This is a genomic window from Sphingomonas sp. Root720 (assembly GCF_001428605.1).
GTDB lineage: Bacteria > Pseudomonadota > Alphaproteobacteria > Sphingomonadales > Sphingomonadaceae > Rhizorhabdus.
Genome location: NZ_LMID01000013.1, coordinates 533,122 through 552,202 on the forward strand (window position 1 = coordinate 533,122; position 19,081 = coordinate 552,202).

Consider the following 19,081-nt stretch of genomic DNA (forward strand, 5'->3'; position numbering starts at 1 on the left):
GCCATGAGCGCAGGGGTCATGGGCGCGCGGACGGCGGACCTCCGCCAGCTGCGCGCCTTCTCCATCCTCGCGCAGGAACTGCATTTCGGCCGGGCAGCGACCCGCCTGGCCATCACCCAGCCCGCGTTGAGCCAGCTCGTCCGCGAACTGGAAGCGCGGGTAGGCGTTCCCCTGCTGGAACGGACGACGCGGCGCGTATCGCTGACGCCGGCCGGCATCGGCTTCCTCGCCGACATCGACGACATCCTCCATCGCCTCCAGAGCGCGGTCGACAGGGCGCGCGACAGCCATGGACTGAGCACCGAGCGGCTGCGCGTGGGCGCGGGCCTGTTCACCACCTTCTCGATGCTGCCGGGGCTGCTGAAGCGATTCCGCCAGCGCTATCCGCAGGTGAAGGTGGAGGTCGAGATTCTCGGCAGCGCCGAGATCGTCCGGGCGATCGAGCGCGGCGACCTCGATATCGGCCTGCTGCGCCCTCCGGCCGAACCGGGACGGCTCCATGTCGAGACGCTGGTCGAGGAAGGCTTCCTCGCCGTCATGCCCGACGATCATCCGCTAGGCAGGCGCCGCCGGCTGCTCCTGGCCGATCTGGCCGCGCAGGAGGTGCTGCGCCTCTCGCGGCCCGATCTGCGCGATGCGTTCAACGCGGTCGACCGGCAGCTCGAGGATGCCGGGCTCACCCTCGACCAGTGCACCACCACCCATTCGACCCTGAACGCGCTCGCGCTGGTGTCGGCCACCGGGGGGATCAGCATCGTTCCGGCCTGGGCCAGTGCGGGGCAATGGGGTGGGCTGACCTTCCGCAAGGTCGAGGATCTGACCGCGACGATCGACCTGGCGATCGCCTGGAGCGCCGACCGCCGGGACGCAATGATATTCAATTTTGCTGAAGCCGCGGCGCGCAGCATTGCCAGCATCCAACCGCCAAGATGAGGCCTGGCAGCCCGCTTTCACCGCCGTGTGCACCGAGCCCGGAAGCTTTCCATATGCTTATTTGATCGTGAGCGTAAATATTTCATCCTTGAGCGCAAAGCCGATCGCCCTGACGATGCGGGCTTGGGATTTCCCCGAATATGATCGGTGCCCCTGGATGATCGCTCTCCTCTCCTCTGCCGTGGACGTCGCGCCGGGCAAGGGAGCTGACATCGGGTCGAGGCAGGCACCGCTTCGTCCAACTGCGAGTAATCGATGACCCAAATGCCGAGCTGGAAACTGCGCCACACGGTCATAGCGATCATGTTCACCGCCTCGATCGTGTCCTTCATGGACCGGATGGCGATGAGCGTCGTCCTTCCCTTCATCAAGGCCGACTTCCATCTGGGCGCCTTCGAGAGCGGCGCGGTGATGAGCGCCTTTTTCGTTGGATATTCGCTGTCCCAGATTCCCGGCGGCCTGCTGTCGGACCGTTTCGGCATACGCAGGGTCCTCACCGTCGCGATGCTGTGGTGGAGCTTCTTCACCGCGATCACCGGCCTGGTGGGCAGCTTCGTCCAGATGCTGATCGTCCGCGTCCTGTTCGGCGCAGGCGAAGGGGTGTTTCCGGCATCGGCTTTCAAGACGGTGGCCGTGTGGTTTCCCAAGCGCGAGCGGGCAACCGCCAACGCCATCATGCTGTCCTCCAGCCGGCTCGGCGCAGCGATCGCGCCGCTGGTCGTCGTCGCCCTCATGCATTTCGGCGGATGGCGAACGGTGTTCTTCAGCCTCTTCATCCCCGGACTGCTGGTGACTCTGCTCTGCTGGCTGTTCGTGGCGGACTCGCCGTTCACCAGCCGCCGGATCACGCCGGCCGAACTCGCGGATTTCGAGGAACCGACCGATGCCGAAACCGCGCACAAGGCCGATGCCCTGTCGTTCCGGGAGGTGTTGCGGCAGGAAAACCTGCTCAAATATTGCCTGATCTACTTCACCTTCGATTTCGCCTATTGGGGCTTCACCTCCTGGCTTCCGACCTATCTGGTCGAGGCGCGCGGCTTTTCGATGGTACAGATGGGGATCGGCGCCTCGCTGCCCTTCCTGGCGGGCACGGTGGGCTGCGTCTTCGGCGGCTGGCTGTCAGACCGCTTCTTCTCCGGTCGCCGCAAGATCCTGATCGTCGCCGCCCAGCTATCGTCCGCGGCCCTGCTCTACCTGACCTTCGTGTCGGGCTCGATGATGGCGCTCTATGCCTTCCAGACGCTGGCCGGACTGACCCTGAGCATCTTCTTCGCCGCTTTCTGGGCGATGCCGATGAACACGGTGCCCAAGGAACGCATGGGCGTGACCAGCGGCATCATCAACACGGCGGCCCAGGTCGCCGCCATCATCTCGCCGGTCTGCGTAGGCTATCTCATCGAAGTTTCGGGCGGCCACTTCGCCCTCACCTTCGCCGTCATGATCATATCGCTGCTGATATCGTGCGCGATCGCCTTCACCTTGCCGAACACCGCCCCGGCCATCGAGGCTTCGCTCGAGCCCGCATGAGCGGCGGCAAAGCTGGGGTTCGCCCCGAGGCCTGGAGACCGGGCGGTGCGCGTCGATCGGTCTGGTCTAGAGCGGCACGTAACTCTTCCGCACCAGCCCGGTGCGATGGCGCCGCATGCGGGCCGTCCAGGGCGTGGAGGCCGCCATTTTCCACGCCTCGCCCGCGATGACCGCCGGATCGCGAAGGTGATAGCTCGCAAGATAGCGGGGCGAATCCGCCTCGCTGCGAAACCGCCGCGCCAGGATCACACCATCGACCGCGGCCATGCGGGGCAGATGCTCGCTATCGTACCAGTCGTTGAACTCGTCCTCATGCGCGGCGTCGATGTCCATCAGGTTGAGCAGCAGCCCGCCCGCCCGGGCCGGAGCGATCGCCCCGTTCCCGCCGATCTGCACGCCCGTCCATGTCCAGCCGGAGCCGTCGTCCGGCAACCGCAGCGGCGCGGCGGCGTCGCAGAGAAGCAGGCGGCCGGCGGGGGCGGCTTCGGCGGCCCCCTGCTCGACCCAGGTCCGAGCGCTCAGCGTTCCGGCGTCTCCGGAAAGAGCCGGCGGCCCCTCCCCTGCCGCCGCCGTCCGCAGCGAGAAGGCGAGCCACCGGGGCCCGGCCTCGCTCATGCGGGAAAGGCGCGGGTGTAGAGCTTACGGCAATTGCCTTCGTAGATCTTGGCGCGGTCCTCGCCGCTCAGCCATCCGATACCGTCAATGACCTGCTTGAGGTCGTCGAGTTCATGTCCCCATTCGGGGTTGAACACCGAGGCGGTGCCCGGTCGTTCGGTACCGAACAGGCAGTTTTCCGGGCCGCAGATCCGGAAGAGCAGGTCGAGCCCTTCGACCGAATAGACACAGGTATCGAAATAGAGCTGCTTAAGCTTAGCGTCGAAATCCTGGTTGCGCCGGATGTGGCCGGCACGGAACCGGCCGATCTGATAGGGAATCGCCCCGCCGCCGTGCGATATGATCATCTTCAGCTTGGGGAAATCCTGAAACACGCGAGAACTGAGCAGCGACATGATCGCGATGCTGCCTTCGTTGATGAACTTGAGCGTATAAGATTCGCGCGGGTGGCAGCAACCGGCCGAATGGACGAGCACCGGAATGTCGAGCTCGCAGATCTTCTCGTAGAGCGGATACCAGAATTCGTCGCCCAGTCCCGGCGGCGGCGTGCCGTCCCCCTCCATCGGATCGGGATTGAGCAGGCAACCGACGAAGCCAAGCTCGGTGACCGCGCGCTCGAGTTCCTCGACGCAGGCGGCGGGACTGGTATCCCGGAACTGCGGAAGCCCCGCGATCCCGCGAAACCTGTCCGGTGCCGTCTGGACATGCGCGTGGATGAGGTCGTTGTTGTAGCGCGCCCAGGTGAGCGGAACGCTCGCGGGCGCGAGCGAATGCATCTGCAGATAGGGGCGCGGCGACAGGAACTGCATGTCCGTGCCGACCTCGTCCATCTGCTTCAGCAGCCCCTGCACCGTCTTGCGGATCACCTCCTCGGGGGGAAGCTTCGCCAGCGACCTGGGGTTGTTCCGGCTGCCCGTGAGGGTCGCCATGTGCCGGTAGGAAATATCGTCGAGGACGACATGGGCGTGGGAGTCGATGATCATGATGCCTCCTTTGCGACGGCAAGCGCTTCGAGCTGGACGAGAACGGCGCCGCGCAGGTCAATGACCTGGACGTGGCGGGCCGGACGCCTGGCCGGATCGGGATAATGCTCGAGCCAGACCGGATTGATCGCTTCGCGATCCTCCTCCCTCTTGACGTAGATGGTGAAGCGCACGACGTCGCCGAGGTCCATCCCCGCCTCGGCGAGGACGAGCCCGAGGTTGCGGAAGCAGTTCGCGACCTGCCCCGCGGCCTCTTCCGGCATCTTGCCGGTGTCGGCATCGCGGCCCATGATCCCCGAGGTCGCCAGGATCGGCCCGATCCGGCACGCCAGCGGGATCGGCGCGCTATGGCCGATCTTGTCGATATGAATGCTCTTCTGCCGCAAGGGGCTCTCCTTCCTCAATGCCATTCGGCGAAGGCGACGCCGGTGCCGGTGCCGGCCTCGGTGCGATAACATGGCAGATATGAGTGCCACTGCATCGCGAGATGCTCGACCGCGCCCGCAGCGCAGATCCAATTGCGGATCTCCGAGCTTCCCGAATTGATCCGCGCCCGATCGATCCCGCACAGCGCGTCGACGTCCTTGCTGCGCATCGCCTCGATCAGCCCGCGATCGAGTTCCTCGTCGACGACGAAATGGCTGAGTCCACCCGACGCGATGATGCCGACCCGCTTGTCCTCGGGGTAAGCCTCGACCGCGGCTCGGATCGCCCGGCCGAGGTTGTAGCAGCGACGGGGCGTCGGCTGGTTGGGCGGGTAATAGGTGTTGAGGGCGACCGGCACGATCGGAATCTCCGCCCCCGACACCTGCTTGTGGATGAAGCCGAAGGCATGGCCCTCGCCCTCGCCCTCGGGGAGGCGGTCGGCGGTGGAGATGTCGAATTCCTGATCGACCAGTGTTGCGATCAGGTGGCGGGCGAGCCCTGCGTCCACCGGATAGTCGCGCAGACCTTCCGCCTCGTAATAGCCGCCGCGCGCGCGCTGGAACCACGCCACCTTGTTCGGCTTGACGAGATGGCGCGGCACGTTGCGGATGGTGCTACCGTAATAGACGAGGATGCTGGGCAGGTTGTCCTCGTGGTACAGCTCCTTCTGGTCGTCTCCGATGACGATCAGCGCGTCGAGCCTGGCATCCCTGATCGCGGAGCGGACGCGGTCGAGGCCCGCCTGCGACGCGACGAAGCGCTCGTCCAGAACCTCCGGCGCGATCAGGTCGGCGACATTGGCCGGGGCCGCGCGCAGCAGTTCCTCATAGGTCGCCGGCTTGCCGCTCGTGTCGAGGAAGCTGCCGGCGGCGTCGCGCTCGACGAATTTGCCCCAGTCCTCGATCTCCATGTTCAGCATGGGCGTGTGCGAAACACCGAAGCCATGCGTCAGTCGTGCCATTCTGAACCCCCATCATCTCGTAGCAAGGTAAACCCGCCTTTCATTCCGAAGCCAGCGCGTGCAGCGTCGGGGCATCCAGGGGCGGCCCGCCGCGCAGCGTCAACAGCATGATGAACGGGATCAGCGCGAAAGCGGCGAAGACCAGATAGGATCCCCAAAGCTGCATGCCCGCGCCGATCATGAGGCCGCCCAGCATCGGGCCCAAGGCGGCGCCGAACCGACCGAAGCCGACCACCGCGCCCACGCCCGTGCCGCGGACGAGCGCGGGATATTGGCGCGAAGTGACGATCATCAGACCGCTGAACCCGCCGAGCGTGAAGAAGCTGATCATGGTCGCCGCCGCGAACATGCCGACGGCGTTCGGCGCGACCAACCCGAAGGTCGCGAACGAGATCGCCGACCCGAGGAAATAGAAGGCGGTGAGCCGGACGGTATCGGTGCGGCTCGACAGCACCCCCATGCTGAGGTTGCCGGCGATGGCACCGGTTCCCGTGAACACCCCGCTCGAAATCGCCAGATGCGCCGACACACCAGCATCGGCGAGGACGTGGGGCGTCCAGTTCAGATGATAATAGCTGACCACCGTGTAGCCCATCGAGGCGGCCCAGAGCAGCAGCGACGGCCGCCGCAGCGGCGGTTTGAGCAGGCTCGGCAACCCGCCGCCCTGCTTCACCTTCTCGATCCGGGCGGGCAGCACCGACAGCGGCGCGCGGCCGATCTTCGCGAAGATACGATTGATGCGGGCGATCGCGTTGCGGGGACGCGATTCCATCAGGAATTCGACCGATTCCGGCAAGGCGAATATGGCTATTAGGAAGATCAGCAGGTTTACCGATCCGCCGACGATGAAGAAGGAGCGCCAACCATGATCGTCGGCGAGCGCGGCCGCGACGACCCCCATCAGACTCGCCCCCACGGCAAAGCCGATATGGAACACCGCGATGAAGAAATTGCCCCACCGACGATTGGTATATTCGACGATGATCACGGTGAGGCTGGCGAGGAGCGCGCCGAGGCCGATCCCCGTTAGCAGGCGTACCGCGACCAGCATCGGCACATTGTCCGCGAATCCGGTCAGCAGCATGCAGACGGTGATGCCGCCGAAGGCCGAGAGGATGATCGCCCGCCGGCCGATCCTGTCGGCGAGCGGCGCCAGCCCGAACGCGCCGATCGCCATGCCGACCGGCGCTGCGGCGAAGACCATGCCCAGAACCTGGGGGCTGATCTCCCACTGCCGGGCGATCAGAGGGGCCGCATAGGCCATCACGATCACATCCGCGCCATCCGCCATGTTGATCACGCAACACAGCAGCACGACCACGAACTGGAAGGTCGTCATCGGCGCGTCCGCGATCGACTTGGGAGCATCCTGATCCACGACAGCCGCCTTTCGACCTCTCGTTAAAGATACGTAGTTATAGCTTATTGGTGTTTATCTAGCAGCGCCTCCGCTGCTGCGCAAGCCGCCGCCCGCCGAGATTTTTTCCGCGCCGCTCCTTGGCAAACCAGCTCGGAGACGGCAGGATGAGTGATATTAAAACCTAGTCGATTGACTGATTCATAAGAGAGGGGCGGATGCGAACTTATGCCGAGCGATCCAATCCGTCGCGGCGCGACGTGCTGCTGGGCGGCGTGGCGTTGACCGCCGGCGCCCTGGTGCCGGGTGCTGCCGTCGCGAAGCCGGAGGGTCCGCGCATCGTCAAGACGCTCACCTTCATGGTCCGCAAGCCCGGCACGACCCACGCCGAGTTCATGCGGTACTGGCTGGACGTCCACGCTCCCATGGCACTGAAGGTACCGGGGATGCGCGGCATGGTCTGCAACGAGGTGACGCTGGTTTCCAGCGCCTCGGCGCATCTGCCGGGCGGCCCCCGGATCGAGATCGACGGCGTGGCCGAATCCTGGAAGGAAGAAACGAGCTCGCTGCAGAATCCGGACGCTCCGGCGGCGGCCAAGGCATGGTATGCCGACGGCCCGTTGTTCGTCGGGCAGATCAAGGGGTTCCGCGTTCGCGAGAACGTCTTCGTGCCTCCGAAGCGGGGCGGCACCGGGCTCATCGCGCTGCTGAAGCGCAAGCCGCCGCAGAGCCACGCCCAGTTCGCGGAGCATTGGTTGAAGGTGCACGGGCCGATGGCGCGCGACGTGCCGGAAGTGTCGGGCCTCATCCTCAACGAGGTGTTGGCGGAAGCGCAACGCGGCGACATCCCGCCGCTGGCCGGCTTCGGCGAGATCGACGGCATCGCGCAATCCTTTCGTGACGACATGGACGCGCCGCCGTCTCCTCAGCGCGAGCGCTGGTACGCCGACGGCAAGGCCAGCATCGGCGAGGCGATCGGCTACCGCACCCGTGAGCATGTGATCATCCAACCAAGCTGAAACGCAACCGACCAGGATCCATCATGACCCAAAGCATCCTAGACCGCCTGGGTAGGCTCGACGCCTGCTGCATATCCGATGCGGGCGACCAGATCGGCCTGCCCCCCGCCGTGACCGGCATCGGATGGCGATCCGTCCGCGGCCGCATCGCCGGCCGCGTGGCGACGGTGACGCTCGCTGCGGGCACCGCGCCCAACGGATCGCATCGCCACCTCTGCACCTCGGCGATCGAGCGCGCGGGCGCGGGCGACGTCATCGTCATCGAGCAGCGCACCGGCATCGACGCCGCCGGCTGGGGCGGCATTCTTTCCAATGCGGCGAAGGTACGGGGGCTGGCCGGGGTGATCGTCGAAGGCCCGGCCCGCGACATCGACGAGGCGGCGGAGCTCGGCTTCCCGGTCTACAGCCGGTCGGCGACCTGCCGGACCGCGCGGGGGCGCATCTTCGAGATCGCCTCCGGCGAGCCCGTGACCGTCGGTGACACGCTCGTCAACGAAGGCGACTATGTCGTCGCCGACAGCAGCGGCGTCGTCTTCGTGCCTGCCTCCCGCATCGAGGAACTCCTCGCCGCCGCCGAGAAGATCGCCGCACGGGAAGCGGCGATGACGAGCTCGGTCCGCGCGGGCGAGCCGGTCAGCGAGGTCATGGGCGCCCGCTACGAGACCATGCTCAGCGAACCGGAGGCGGCGCGATGAGCGACGCCAACCTCGACCGCGCCGGGCGCCTCGACACCGCCACGCTGAGCGATGCGATGGACAAGCTTGGCATCGGCGGCCAGTGCCTCGGCATCAAGCCGCTGGACCCCGGCTTCCGCCTGCTGGGCCGCGCCGTGACCTTCCAATATGCCGCCGCCGCCAAGCCGGCCGGCAGCGTCGGCGACTATATCGACGACGTCCCACCGGGAAGCGTCGTGGTGCTCGACAATGGCGGCCGCGAGGATGCGACCGTCTGGGGCGACATCCTCACTTCGGTTGCACACCGGCGCGGCATCGCCGGCACGCTGATCGACGGCGCCTGCCGCGACACCGATCTGGCGCGCTCGCTGGGCTATCCGCTGTTCAGCCGCAGCTACTCGATGCGGACCGGCAAAGACCGCGTCCAGCTCGAAGCGAGCGGCACCGTGGTGACGATCGGCGACGCGCGCGTGGCGCCCGGCGACATCGTGCGCGGCGACGCCGACGGAGCCGTCATACTGCCCCGCGCACATGAGGACGCCATCCTCGATATCGCGGAGGAAATCGAACGCGCGGAAGCCTCGATCCGGGCTGCGCTCGATCTGGGCATGCGGCTCGACGAAGCGCGCAAGCAGCTGAACTACCACCTGCTGCAGCGCCGGGAAGCGAACTAGCCGAACCGAACGGAGCCTGCGACGGAATGCGAGCCCGGCCTTTCCTCAGGCCGGGCCGGCCTCCCGTCGGATCTCCTCGTCATGCTCGCCCAGCAGCGGCGGTGCGCGGTCGTAGACGATCGGGGCATTGGCGAAGCGCAGCGGGCTGGCGACCATCGGCAGGCTGCCCGCCACCGGATGGTCGAGGTGCACGAGCATTTCGCGATGCGCGACCTGCGGATCGGCGAAGGCGTCGGCAGCCGTGTTGATCGGGGCGCAGGGCACGCCGGCCGCCTCCAGGCGCGCCACCCACACCGCCATGTCCTCGGCCGCGAGCGCCGCGATGATCTGGGGCAGGAGGCGCGACTGGTTGCGGACGCGCCCGCCATTGGTGGCGAAGTCCGGGTCCGCCGCAAGGTCCGGACGGCCGATCGCCTCGCAGAATTTGGCATATTGCCCGTCATTGCCGACGACGACGACGACATGGCCGTCCCTGCACGGGAATACGTCCTGCGGCTGGATGTTCGGATGCTTGTTGCCCGCGCGACGCGGGACGTTGCCCGACACGAGGAAGTTCATCGCCTGGTTCGCCAGCGACCCCACCATCACGTCGAGCATGGCGAGATCGATATATTCGCCCTCGCCCGTCTCCGCCCGGCGCGCGAGCGCGGCGAGCACGCCGATCGCCGCATACATCCCCGTCATCAGGTCGACCACGGGGATGCCGACCTTCTGCGGCCCCGCGCCGGGATAGCCGTCGGCTTCCCCGGTGACGCTCATCAGCCCGCCCATCGCCTGGATCATGAAATCATAGGCGGCCTGTCCGGCGCGCGGTCCGGTCTGGCCGAAACCGGTGATCGAGCAATAGATGATGTCGGGCCGGATCGCCGCGAGATCCGCATAACCCAGGCCCCATTTGGCGAGGCTGCCGGTCTTGTAATTCTCGAGCACCACGTCCGAGCTTCTGGCCAGCGAGCGCACCAGCGCCTGCCCGTCGGGGTCGGCCAGGTCCGCCTGCACGGATCGCTTGCCGCGGTTGGCCGCCAGGAAGTAGCCCGCATCGCCGCGCTCCCCGTCCGCGTCCGTCAGAAAGGGAGGCCCCCAGTGCCTCGTGTCGTCGCCGACCGCCGGCCGCTCGACCTTGATCACGTCGGCGCCGAGATCGGCCAATATCTGCCCGGCGAAGGGGCCGGCGAGCACGCGGCTGAGGTCGAGGACGCGGATATGGCTGAGGGGTCCGGACACGGTCTTGATCCTGGCTTTGAGGGAAGGGGTCAGTCGAGGGCGAGACGCGTCGCGCGGGCGGAGGGGCGATCCTCGAACGCCCGGTGCCAGGCGGCGAGATCGTCCCGCCCGCGCCGCCAGTCGATGTCGGGAAAGCGCAGGTCGAGATAGGCCAGCGCCGATCCGGTTGCGATGTGGCCCAGATCGAATCCCGCCGGGAAAGCGGGCGCGTCGCGGTTCAGCCGGTCGAGCGCAGCCGACGCCTTTACCGCATAAGCGGCGTCGACCTCGGCGCTGCGCTCGGCCGCCGGCCGTATCCGCTCCTGGCGCCAGACGAGAATGGCGTCGAGCATGGCATCGGCGAAGGCCTGCCGGCGCAGCACCTCGAAACGATCGCGTCCGGCAAGCGGGAGCAGGTCCGGCCGCGGCCGCAGGGTGAGCAGATAGTCGCAGATCAGCGGCGAATCGAACAGCAGCGTCCCATCCGACAGGCGCAGGGCCGGTATCGTGCCCAGCGCGTTCTGCTGCATATAGGCGAGATTGGGTTTTCGCCGGTCGACGGGTGTGCGGATCTTCTCGACCTGGCCGGCAAGACCGCATTCGATCAACACGATCATGACCTTCCGCACGAAGGGCGACTTCGGCGACCAGTGCAGCGCGACGGGCGGCGGCAGCGAATCGCCGGCAGGGCCGCGGCCGGCGCTCGGCATATCGGGGGAAGGTGAAGCGGAGGACAAGCGAAGGCCCCATCCGTGGCGGAAAAGATCGTCAGCTCGCGTTAGACGATCTTAGGTCAATCTTCCATAGGAATAAACTAAAGATATGAAGGCAGCCGTGGCCATGCTACCGGGGGCCGGGTACCCGAAAGCGCGAGCGACTTGGAATGGAACCCGCTTTGTCTTACGTCAGGACCATGAACTCGCAGCCCACCCTCACTGAATCGCGCCCGCTGGACGATGATGCCACCGGGATGCCCCGCTATCTTCAGCTGAGCACGCTGTTCCGCCGAATGATCGAGTCCGGGCAATGGCAGACCGACAGCCAGATCCCGACCGTCGAGGAACTGGCCGCGGAATATGGAGTCGCACGCGCGACCGTCCGGCAGGCGCTCGGCAGGCTCGACAATGACGGGCTGATCGCGCGCTACCGCGCAAAGGGCACCTTCGTGACCTATCGGCCCCAGGACCAACTCTGGTGCGAGGTGGAAACCGACTGGTCCGGCCTGCTCCGATCGCGCCCCGGGGCGACGATCGAACTGTTGTCCGAAGAGACCGGGCAGCAGCCGCCCGCGCTCATCGACACCCAGGGCGAACGGGCGCGCAGCTACCGCCGGTTCAAGCGCCGCCATTCGCGCGACGGAAAGCCCTTCCTCGTCGCCTACACCTATCTCGACGAGACGCTGTACAAGCGACTCAAGCGCGAGGACCTGGAAACCAAGACCGCACTCAGCCTGCTGAGCAGCATCCGCGGGGTGAAGCTCGAGGATGTGCGGCAGACGCTGACCATCGGCGCGGCCGACGTCGTTACCGCAAGGGAACTGGGCGTCTCGCTCAACGCGCCCGTCGCCTATGTCCATCGCTCGGCTGTCGACAGCAACGGCAGGCTCGTCATGGTGTCCGACGGCACCTATCGCGGCGACATCGTCCGGCTCGACATCAAGCTGAAATAGGCGCGCCCGACCAAACCGCGTCGAATGGGCTCGACAAAGGTCATAAAGATGCCCTATACACTCTTTGTCTGATCGGGGTGTCGCCCCGGTCATGACGCAATGACGTGGCGCGCCGACGGGATGCGCGAACGGGTGGAGATCTGGGTGCCGCGAATTCCGTTTCCCGAAGTCGAAACAATGACCCCGGCGCAGCTCAAGGTCTATCGTGACGTCGTCGACGGCCCGCGCGGCCTGATGGTAGGGCCGCTGCGCGCCGCGCTTCACAACGCCGAGCTCGCCGACAAATGGCAGCAGTTCGGGCAGTTGCTGCGCTACCAGACATCGCTTCCGCCGCGGCACAGCGAATTGGCGATCCTCGTCACCGCCCGCGCCTGGGATTGCCCCTTCGAATGGGTGCAGCATGAGCCGCCCGCGCGATCCAGCGGGCTTTCCGACGGGATCATCGAGGCGATCCGACTGGACCGCCGCCCGGCCTTCGAACGGCGGGACGACGAGATCATCTACACCTATGCCAAGGAACTGCACGACCGGCACGGCATCAGCGACGCGGTCTATGCCGAAGCCCTGTCGCTGATCGGCACCGTCGGCGTCGTCGAGCTGACCGCCCTGATCGGCTATTATACGCTCGTCGCGATGACGCTGAACGCGCATGCCTTCGATCTTCCCGCGGGATCGGCCGATCCGTTTCGGGAGGCCGCGGAATGACCAGCATCAGGATCGAACGTTCCGGTGCCGTCGCCCGGGTGACCATGGATCGTCCGCCGGTGAACGCGCTGACGCTGGCCGACTATGAGGCGCTCACCGGCGCTTTCGAGGAGATCGGAAGCGACGAGGCGATCAACTGCGTCGTGTTCACCGCCGCGGGCACCAAGGCCTTCTGCGCCGGCAAGGATCTCCATGAATTCGTGACGGCGAAACTCGAGGACGACGAGGCGAACGCCGTCGTCGTCCGGCGCACCTTCGCCACGATCCGCCATTGCCCCGTCCCCGTCATCGCCGCGGTCAACGGCCCGGCCCTCGGCGCGGGATGCGTCCTGGCGGCGGTATCGGACATTCGGCTGTCGGTGCCGACGGCAACCTTCGGCCTGCCCGAGATCAACATCGGCCGCTGCGGCGGCACCGCGCATGTCGGCAGGCTGGTCAGCCAGGGCACGCTCCGGCGGATGGTGTTCACCGGCCGGCCCATCACGGCGCCGATGGCGCTCGCGGCGGGGCTGGTCGACGAGCTGGTCGAGCCGGCCGCGCTTCTCGACACTGCCCATGCCTTGGCCGACGAGATCGCCCGAAAGGCTCCGCTCGGCCTGCGGCTCGGCAAGGAGTCGATGAACGCGGCCGAATTCCTGCCGGTCGACGAGGGCTATGCCCTCGAGCAGACCTACAGCACAAAGCTCATGGCGACCGAGGACGCGCGCGAGGCCGTGCGCGCGGTCGTCGATAAACGGGCACCTGTCTTCCGGGGACGCTGATGCTTACGCACGAACAGAACGAACTGCTCACCCGGGTCGGCCCGGGAACGCCCATGGGCGCGGTGCTGCGCCAATATTGGCTGCCGATCGCCGCCGAGAGCGAGCTGGACGACCGGGCGGTCAAACCGGTCCGCCTGCTCGGCGAGAACCTCGTCGTATACAAGGATCTCGGTGGCCGCTTCGGGCTGATCGACCGCCATTGCCCGCACCGGCGTGCCGACATGTCCTTCGGCTTCGTCGAGGATTGCGGACTGCGCTGCAACTATCATGGCTGGCTGTTCGACGCCGACGGCCGCACCATCGAGCAGCCTTATGAAGATGTCGCGCTCGGCGCCGCGCACGTGCGCGACAAGACCCGTATCAAGGCTTATCCGGTGCGCGCGGCCGGCGGGCTGCTCTGGGCCTTCCTCGGAACCGGCGAACCCCCGATCCTGCCTGAATATGAAGCCTTTTCCTGGCCGAACGGCTTCAAGCAGATCATCATCTCCGAGGTGCCGTGCAACTGGGCCCAGTGCCAGGAGAACTCGATCGATCCGGTGCATTTCGAGTGGATGCATTCGAACTGGAGCATCCGGCTCAAGGGCGAGCGGGGCCCCTATGCGCCCCGCCACGTCAAGATCGACTTCGAGGAATTCGAGCATGGCTTCCTCTACAAGCGGATCCGCGAGGACACCGACGAGAAGCATGATCTGTGGACCGTCGGACGGGTGACGCTCTGGCCGATCGGCGTGTTCCTCGGCGACCATTTCGAATGGCGCGTTCCCGTCGACGACGAGAACACGCTGAGCATCGCGTGGTCGTTCCAGCGCGTGCCGCTGGAATGCGAACCCTATGTGCAGGAACGCATTCCCTATTGGTACGGCCCGACCCGCGACGCCGATGGCGAGTGGATTTCCAGCCATGTGATGAACCAGGACTTCGTCGCCTGGATCGGCCAGGGCACGATCGCCGACCGCACCCAGGAGCATCTCGGGAAGAGCGACCTGGGCGTCGGGCTGATGCGACGCCAGCTGTTCGCCGACGTGAAGGCGGTGGCCGAAGGCCGCGATCCGAAGGGCGTGCTGCGCAGCCCGCCCGAAGGCGGCGTGATCCACCTGCCCATTTCGCACTATGACCGCTATGCGCGCGGGTTGCCGCGCGCGGAGCTGCTGGCCCATCCGGTGCTCGGCCGGCACCTGCGAGGCTATCCCTATCAGGCGGGGCAGCCGCGCGCGGTGCAGGAGGCGCTCTGGAGAGCAATGGGCGTAACGCCGGAGGAGATCGAGCCTTCCGGGGCCGGGCGGGCGACGCACGCAACCTGATTCCCGATCGCCCCCCTTGCCCCGCTCAGCGCGGCGCCGGGGATCCCGAAGTGCCAGGCGGCGGGATGAAGACATGCTCCACCATCGCATACCGCACGAACTGTCCGAAATGCGCGGCCCCGTCGGCGAGCCACGCCCGGCGCTCGGGCGTGTCGGGGGTCTTGTGCCCGGGGTCGGCGGGCAGCCAGCTCGTCCCGATGATGTCGACGTCGGCGAGGCCCGGCACCGGAGCGATACCGGGCATCTGCGCGCTGCGGAGGATTTCCGAGAGCACATAGCCGCCCAACCCCGGGACCTCGCGCGACAGGGGACCATGCACCTCCAGAACATGCCGCACGAAATCCTCGCGCGACGTGCCGGGCTTGCGCGAGATGAAGGTCATCACCTTGAGTCCGCCCCGCACCGGCGGAACGAAGACATGCTCACGCGTCGCATAGATGTTGATCGCGCCGATATAGCCGGGCGCCGCAGCCAGCCATTCGCGCACCAACGGATTGTCGCGCGCCTGTGCCGAGCGCTGGGTTCCCGCCGGCTGCCAGGACTCGGCGATGCCGTCGAGAGCCGGCGCCGCCGGCGCACCCGGTCGGCGACCTGGATCCTCCACCACCTCGCCGAGCACGAAGCCACGCAAGCCGGGCACGTTGCGCGAGCCCGGCCCATGCTCTCCGAGCCAGCGGGCGTTGAACTGTTCGACGGTCAGGCTAGGCTTGCGCATGATCAGCGAGATCGATTTCCGGAGCTCGTCGCCCGGCGCCGCAGGGACAGACTGCGCCGTCGCCGGGTCCCGTCCCATCGCCAGGGAAACGAGTCCCAGACCACCCATCGCAATCAGGCTGCGACGGTCGCATCGGCCCTCCTCCATTGTCGACTCTCCCGATCAAGGCTTATCCCGACGGTCTCCGGCCGTTGCCAGCCGCCGGGTTCTTTAAAGGTCTAAAATATGATCTATAGGGCGTCAACGCGCGATCATGCGAGACTTGGCCATGAGTGAACGCAGAACGATCCGGCTCGAACCGCTTCTCAAGCGCACCGAGTTTATCCGCCGCGCCGACGGCCTTGCGCACGAGGCCTTCCTCGAACACTGGCGCCTCCACCGCGCGCCGCTCCTGCGGTGCCTGCCCGGGCTGAGGGGGCTGACCTTCAACGCCGTCGATCGTCTCCGCAGTCCGGATGCGCCATATGATGCGGTGGTCGAGCTCTGGCTCGACGATGCGGCGGGCCCGGCCCACCCGGTGCTCGTCGAGTCGCTCGCCGCCGACCAGGCACTGTTCATGCGAGACGACGCGATGCGCTTCGTTTCGCACGAGGTCGTCGTCCGGCCGGTGACCGCGCAGGCCGGACGACGGCGCGTGAAGCGCATCGGGCTGGTGGGGCGGGGACCAACGACGGGCCGGGAGGAATTCTTTGAGGACTGGGTCCACGAACATGCTCCCCAGGCGAACCGGCAACCGGGCCTCGAAGGCTATGTGCTCAACCTGCTCGATCACGAGCAGGCGCCCTGGGACGGCTATGCCGAACTATGGTGGGCCGACGCCGCTGCCTTCGAGACGGCGAGCCTCGCGATCAGGGACACGGTCGGTTCGCGGCTGGGCTTCTTCCACAGCCATCTGCTCCTCTACGTCGACGAACATGAGGACATGCCGCCGCCGGGCCGGACCGGCGGCTGATCGGCTCAGTTGGTCCCGGCCACCTCCACCCGTCGACGGAAGGCGATCAGGATCGCCGTGGCGCCGACCAGGCAGACCGCCGCATAGACCGGATAGACGACCGCCCGGTCGAGGTTCATCGCCAGCAGCGCTCCGCCCAGATAGGGCCCGGCGATCGCGCCGAACCGGCCGACGCCGATCGTGTAGCCGACCCCGGTGCTCCTGAGTTCGACCGGATAGAAGCGCGTGCTCGCGATGACGACGCCGGTGAAGGTCGCCTCGATCGCGAACAGCGCGACCGCCGCGACCGCCAGCAGCAGGACGGGTTCGGCCTGGATGAAGCCGAAGGTGACGAGGCTCGCCGCGCACAGCGCGAAGCTCACGCAGGTCGCCCGCGGCGCGCCGAGGGTCGAGGCGAAGGTCCCCATCAACAGCGCGCCCATGATCGCCGCGCCGCCGGTGACGATTCCGCTCGCGATCGCCAGCGTCGGCGACACCCCGGCCAGGACGAGGATCTGCGGTTTCCACTGCGTGAGGAAATAGCTGACGAAATAGCGCGAGAAGGCGGCCAGCCAGAGCAGCAGCGTCACCGTCCGATATTCGGGGGCGAAGAGCCTTCGCACCGTCCCCTGCCCCGCCGTGGCGGCGGGCGGGCGCGGCGGCAGTGCCTCGAGCAACGGTTCGTTCAGCCGGGCGAGCAGCGCATTGGCGCGCGCCAGCGCATTGCGCGGCTGCCGGGTCAGCAGGAAATGCAGCGATTCGGGCAGCAGCAGGAAGGAGAGCGCGGCGAGGACGAGGCTCACCAGCCCGGCGAAGACGAAGATCGACCGCCAGCCGAGAGCCTCGATCAGCACGGCGCCCACCGCCGCGCCGAGCATCGCGCCTATGGCGAAGCCGACATGGACCAGGGCGAGGAAGATGTTGCCCCGGCGTTCGGTAGAGAATTCGACCACCATCACGCTCAGCGAGGGAACGAGCGCGCCGATGCCGAGACCGGTGACGAAGCGCAGAGCCAGGAGCGCCTCGACCGAATCGACCGTGGCGATCATCAGCATCGAGAGGCCGTTGAACGCCACCGCCCACATGATGATGTTGCGCCGACCGAACCGATCGGCGAGCGGCGCGACGAAGATCGCGCCGCACACCAGCCCCGCCGCCCCGAGGCTGAAGATGAGCCCCATCGTCTCCGGCCCCAGCCGCCAGTCCTTGAGGATCGACGGCGCCGCATAGGCGATCGCCGAGGTATCGAGCCCGTCCGAGATGTTGATCAGGATGCACAGGACGAGCGTTACCAGCTGCCACAGCTTGAGCGGACCCGATCGCACGATCTGCGACACGCCCGAATGTCCTGCACCCGCCACCACCCACTCCTCATCCCTGGCCATTCCGCCTCGCCGGCGGCGGCATTTTTGCACCCCGCCGCCCGCGGCGGCCGGAAGATCATTCCATCTCGTAGAAACTCAGCGACCGCTTGTTCGCCTCGACCGGCAGCGTCAGGGCCAGCGACGGCCTCTCCGCGATCGCGCTTTCCCATGCCGCGAGCCTGGGGTGCGCCTCGCGCCAGCCGATCTCGGCCATGCGGAAGTCGAGATAGGACAGCGCGCAGGCGATGGCGACATGCCCGATGTCGGGTCGTTCGGCGGCGAGATCCTCTGCCTCCAGCGCAGCGAGGCAGGCGCGGACCTTCTCCCGATAGGCGAGCAGGTGCGTCGCCGACCGATGGCCGTCCCCACGCCAATGCTCGTCGCGCAGAAGCACCGCCGTCTCGGTCAGCCCGTCGCCCAGCGCCTGCCGCCGCAACGCGGGCCATCGCCTCGCCGGATCGCGCGGAAACATCAGCCCCCTGCCGTCGAGATCGTCGAGATATTCGCAGATCACGCGCGAATCGAACAGGACGAGCGATCCCTGCGCCACGAGCGTGGGAATCTTGTTGAGCGGATTGTCGCCCATCACGTCGGGATTGAGCCGCGCCGGGCCGACCACGGCGCGCTCGCACGCGATCCGGTCGACCAGCCCGAGTTCGTGCGCGACGATCAGCACCTTCCGGACGAAGGGCGAACTGGGCGACCAATGCAGCTTCATCGGAGCGCGGGAGACGGACTCGTCGCCCGAAGCGGGGCTGCTCATGCCGCGGTCCGGTCAGGGCGGGGAGGCTCGAACGTCGGCACCGCCCCGATCGCCCGCAGTACGGCGAGCAGGTTGCGCACGCCCCAATGCTCGACCACCAGTCCGCCGACCACCCGGTCGATGCAGATCGAGTCCATCTTGATGCGCCGTCCCGACGCCGGATAGTCCATCAAGCGGCCACTGTGGACCGCCTCGAGCGTCCAGTGCGTGGTGACGAGATCACCCTCGGCGATCTGGCGATGAACGGTCGTCGTGATCTCGCTCATCGCCACGCGAAAGCGGTTCTCGCGATCCTTCCACAGCTGCAGGGTCGTCGGCGCGCCGGGACGGTTATGGTAGATGACGTCCTCGGCGATCGCGCGCATGGACTGCTCCATCGGCGCTGCATGCTCCGCATAGTAGATTGCGGCGACCGCCTTGATCGCATCGGTCGAGCCGGCGCCGCTCATGCCGCGGTGCCCCAGATCTCTTCCGCCATGTCCGACTCTCCCGTCACTCGT

General features: G+C 67.0%; 21 protein-coding genes. 10 read left to right on the forward strand and 11 right to left on the reverse strand.

Going from position 1 to position 19,081, the window contains the following annotated elements; genetic code table 11:
* The first annotated feature begins 3 nt into the window (after nucleotides 1-3).
* A complete protein-coding gene (locus ASE22_RS19995; protein WP_056601656.1) occupies nucleotides 4-933 on the forward strand; it encodes a LysR family transcriptional regulator in 930 nt (309 codons plus the stop codon).
* 264 nt (nucleotides 934-1,197) lie between these two features.
* Nucleotides 1,198-2,460, forward strand: coding sequence for an MFS transporter (locus ASE22_RS20000; protein ID WP_056363781.1), 1,263 nt, complete (start codon nucleotides 1,198-1,200; stop codon nucleotides 2,458-2,460).
* A gap of 66 nt (nucleotides 2,461-2,526) precedes the next feature.
* Here ASE22_RS20000 and ASE22_RS20005 read toward each other — a convergent pair whose 3' ends face one another.
* The 5 genes from ASE22_RS20005 to ASE22_RS20025 are packed head-to-tail and all read right to left on the reverse strand — an operon-like array spanning nucleotide 2,527 to nucleotide 6,823.
* Nucleotides 2,527-3,075 (reverse strand): DUF4286 family protein, encoded by a 549-nt coding sequence (locus tag ASE22_RS20005; RefSeq protein WP_156397191.1) that lies wholly within the window; start codon nucleotides 3,073-3,075, stop codon nucleotides 2,527-2,529.
* Complete coding sequence (locus ASE22_RS20010) at nucleotides 3,072-4,058, reverse strand: amidohydrolase family protein (protein WP_056363783.1); 987 nt, start codon at nucleotides 4,056-4,058, stop codon at nucleotides 3,072-3,074. Before ASE22_RS20010 ends, ASE22_RS20005 begins: the two co-directional genes overlap by 4 nt.
* Complete coding sequence (locus ASE22_RS20015; protein ID WP_056363786.1) at nucleotides 4,055-4,444, reverse strand: RidA family protein; 390 nt, start codon at nucleotides 4,442-4,444, stop codon at nucleotides 4,055-4,057. Before ASE22_RS20015 ends, ASE22_RS20010 begins: the two co-directional genes overlap by 4 nt.
* Before the next feature lie 14 nt (nucleotides 4,445-4,458).
* Nucleotides 4,459-5,445 (reverse strand): extradiol ring-cleavage dioxygenase, encoded by a 987-nt coding sequence (locus tag ASE22_RS20020; RefSeq protein ID WP_235536483.1) that lies wholly within the window; start codon nucleotides 5,443-5,445, stop codon nucleotides 4,459-4,461.
* A 40-nt stretch (nucleotides 5,446-5,485) separates the two neighbouring features.
* A complete protein-coding gene (locus ASE22_RS20025) occupies nucleotides 5,486-6,823 on the reverse strand; it encodes an MFS transporter (protein WP_056363790.1) in 1,338 nt (445 codons plus the stop codon).
* 239 nt (nucleotides 6,824-7,062) lie between these two features.
* On the opposite strand from ASE22_RS20025, the gene ASE22_RS20030 reads away from it, so the two are divergent.
* Genes ASE22_RS20030 through ASE22_RS20040 form a run of 3 tightly spaced genes read left to right on the forward strand, consistent with a single transcriptional unit; the run spans nucleotide 7,063 to nucleotide 9,169 of the window.
* The gene (locus tag ASE22_RS20030; RefSeq protein WP_235536482.1) at nucleotides 7,063-7,821 is read left to right on the forward strand and encodes an EthD domain-containing protein; all 759 of its coding nucleotides are present in this window, start codon (nucleotides 7,063-7,065) and stop codon (nucleotides 7,819-7,821) included.
* Nucleotides 7,822-7,844: 23 nt separating this feature from the next.
* On the forward strand, nucleotides 7,845-8,516 hold the full coding sequence (locus ASE22_RS20035) for an RraA family protein (RefSeq protein ID WP_056363794.1): 672 nt from the start codon (nucleotides 7,845-7,847) through the stop codon (nucleotides 8,514-8,516).
* Complete coding sequence (locus ASE22_RS20040; protein ID WP_056363796.1) at nucleotides 8,513-9,169, forward strand: RraA family protein; 657 nt, start codon at nucleotides 8,513-8,515, stop codon at nucleotides 9,167-9,169. The genes ASE22_RS20035 and ASE22_RS20040 overlap by 4 nt, the downstream gene beginning before the upstream one ends.
* A 45-nt stretch (nucleotides 9,170-9,214) precedes the next feature.
* On the opposite strand, the gene ASE22_RS20045 is transcribed toward ASE22_RS20040, so the two are convergent.
* Together ASE22_RS20045 and ASE22_RS20050 are read right to left on the reverse strand one after the other, a co-directional pair.
* A complete protein-coding gene (locus ASE22_RS20045; protein WP_056363798.1) occupies nucleotides 9,215-10,393 on the reverse strand; it encodes a CaiB/BaiF CoA transferase family protein in 1,179 nt (392 codons plus the stop codon).
* Nucleotides 10,394-10,422: 29 nt separating this feature from the next.
* On the reverse strand, nucleotides 10,423-11,082 hold the full coding sequence (locus ASE22_RS20050) for a glutathione S-transferase family protein (protein WP_056363800.1): 660 nt from the start codon (nucleotides 11,080-11,082) through the stop codon (nucleotides 10,423-10,425).
* Between the two features lie 203 nt (nucleotides 11,083-11,285).
* Here ASE22_RS20050 and ASE22_RS20055 point away from each other — a divergent pair, with 203 nt between their 5' ends.
* From ASE22_RS20055 to ASE22_RS20070, 4 genes are all read left to right on the forward strand, one after another.
* Nucleotides 11,286-12,041 carry a GntR family transcriptional regulator gene (locus ASE22_RS20055; RefSeq protein ID WP_235538179.1) on the forward strand — a complete coding sequence of 252 codons (756 nt, stop codon included), beginning with the start codon at nucleotides 11,286-11,288 and terminating at the stop codon, nucleotides 12,039-12,041.
* Nucleotides 12,042-12,140: 99 nt separating this feature from the next.
* Nucleotides 12,141-12,746, forward strand: coding sequence for a carboxymuconolactone decarboxylase family protein (locus ASE22_RS20060; RefSeq protein ID WP_235536479.1), 606 nt, complete (start codon nucleotides 12,141-12,143; stop codon nucleotides 12,744-12,746).
* Nucleotides 12,743-13,507, forward strand: coding sequence for an enoyl-CoA hydratase/isomerase family protein (locus ASE22_RS20065; RefSeq protein ID WP_056363802.1), 765 nt, complete (start codon nucleotides 12,743-12,745; stop codon nucleotides 13,505-13,507). Before ASE22_RS20060 ends, ASE22_RS20065 begins: the two co-directional genes overlap by 4 nt.
* Entirely contained in the window at nucleotides 13,507-14,808 is a 1,302-nt protein-coding gene (locus tag ASE22_RS20070) for an aromatic ring-hydroxylating dioxygenase subunit alpha (RefSeq protein WP_056363804.1), read from the forward strand. Before ASE22_RS20065 ends, ASE22_RS20070 begins: the two co-directional genes overlap by 1 nt.
* Before the next feature lie 25 nt (nucleotides 14,809-14,833).
* Here the strand turns inward: ASE22_RS20070 and ASE22_RS20075 are convergent, their stop codons facing one another.
* A complete protein-coding gene (locus ASE22_RS20075) occupies nucleotides 14,834-15,601 on the reverse strand; it encodes an EthD domain-containing protein (protein ID WP_056550002.1) in 768 nt (255 codons plus the stop codon).
* 190 nt (nucleotides 15,602-15,791) lie between these two features.
* Here ASE22_RS20075 and ASE22_RS20080 point away from each other — a divergent pair, with 190 nt between their 5' ends.
* Nucleotides 15,792-16,475 carry an EthD domain-containing protein gene (locus ASE22_RS20080; protein ID WP_056363809.1) on the forward strand — a complete coding sequence of 228 codons (684 nt, stop codon included), beginning with the start codon at nucleotides 15,792-15,794 and terminating at the stop codon, nucleotides 16,473-16,475.
* Between the two features lie 5 nt (nucleotides 16,476-16,480).
* Here ASE22_RS20080 and ASE22_RS20085 read toward each other — a convergent pair whose 3' ends face one another.
* From ASE22_RS20085 to ASE22_RS20095, 3 genes are all read right to left on the reverse strand, one after another.
* A complete protein-coding gene (locus ASE22_RS20085; protein ID WP_162248207.1) occupies nucleotides 16,481-17,815 on the reverse strand; it encodes an MFS transporter in 1,335 nt (444 codons plus the stop codon).
* Between the two features lie 79 nt (nucleotides 17,816-17,894).
* Nucleotides 17,895-18,581 (reverse strand): glutathione S-transferase family protein, encoded by a 687-nt coding sequence (locus ASE22_RS20090; RefSeq protein WP_235536478.1) that lies wholly within the window; start codon nucleotides 18,579-18,581, stop codon nucleotides 17,895-17,897.
* Complete coding sequence (locus ASE22_RS20095; protein ID WP_056363813.1) at nucleotides 18,578-19,030, reverse strand: ester cyclase; 453 nt, start codon at nucleotides 19,028-19,030, stop codon at nucleotides 18,578-18,580. Before ASE22_RS20095 ends, ASE22_RS20090 begins: the two co-directional genes overlap by 4 nt.
* Nucleotides 19,031-19,081 lie beyond the last annotated feature (51 nt).